A 1,179-nucleotide genomic window follows, 5' to 3' on the forward strand; every position below is an offset into this window, starting at 1 on the left:
CTTTTAGTAGGGAAGAAGGGCTTCGGCTTGACGGTACCTGCAGAAAAAGCACCGGCTAACTACGTGCCAGCAGCCGCGGTAATACGTAGGGTGCAAGCGTTGTCCGGAATTATTGGGCGTAAAGAGCTCGTAGGCGGTTTGTCGCGTCTGCTGTGAAAACCCGAGGCTCAACCTCGGGCCTGCAGTGGGTACGGGCAGACTAGAGTGCGGTAGGGGAGAATGGAATTCCTGGTGTAGCGGTGGAATGCGCAGATATCAGGAGGAACACCGATGGCGAAGGCAGTTCTCTGGGCCGTTACTGACGCTGAGGAGCGAAAGCGTGGGGAGCGAACAGGATTAGATACCCTGGTAGTCCACGCCGTAAACGTTGGGAACTAGATGTGGGGACCTTTCCACGGTCTCCGTGTCGCAGCTAACGCATTAAGTTCCCCGCCTGGGGAGTACGGCCGCAAGGCTAAAACTCAAAGGAATTGACGGGGGCCCGCACAAGCGGCGGAGCATGCGGATTAATTCGATGCAACGCGAAGAACCTTACCAAGGCTTGACATATACCGGAAACTTCCAGAAATGGTTGCCCCGCAAGGTCGGTATACAGGTGGTGCATGGTTGTCGTCAGCTCGTGTCGTGAGATGTTGGGTTAAGTCCCGCAACGAGCGCAACCCTCGTTCTATGTTGCCAGCACGTCATGGTGGGAACTCATAGGAGACTGCCGGGGTCAACTCGGAGGAAGGTGGGGATGACGTCAAATCATCATGCCCCTTATGTCTTGGGCTTCACGCATGCTACAATGGCCGGTACAAAGGGCTGCGATACCGTAAGGTGGAGCGAATCCCAAAAAGCCGGTCTCAGTTCGGATTGAGGTCTGCAACTCGACCTCATGAAGTCGGAGTCGCTAGTAATCGCAGATCAGCAACGCTGCGGTGAATACGTTCCCGGGCCTTGTACACACCGCCCGTCAAGTCATGAAAGTCGGTAACACCCGAAGCCAGTGGCCTAACCGCAAGGAGGGAGCTGTCGAAGGTGGGATCGGTGATTAGGACTAAGTCGTAACAAGGTAGCCGTACCGGAAGGTGCGGCTGGATCACCTCCTTTCTAAGGAGCATCTGGGCACTTCGGTGTCCCAGGCGCCAGATCAAAGCGAATGTCTTTGCTGGTAGCTCATGGGTGGAACATTGAACT

1 rRNA gene is annotated in these 1,179 nt (G+C 55.6%); it reads left to right on the forward strand.

Annotation, left to right across the window (positions count from 1 at the left end):
• Positions 1 to 1,092, forward strand: a 16S ribosomal RNA gene (locus HQQ82_RS19460); the annotation flags it as partial.
• Between the last annotated feature and the right edge of the window lie 87 nt (positions 1,093 to 1,179).

This window comes from Rathayibacter sp. VKM Ac-2856 (assembly GCF_013205055.1).
Taxonomy (GTDB): domain Bacteria; phylum Actinomycetota; class Actinomycetes; order Actinomycetales; family Microbacteriaceae; genus Rathayibacter.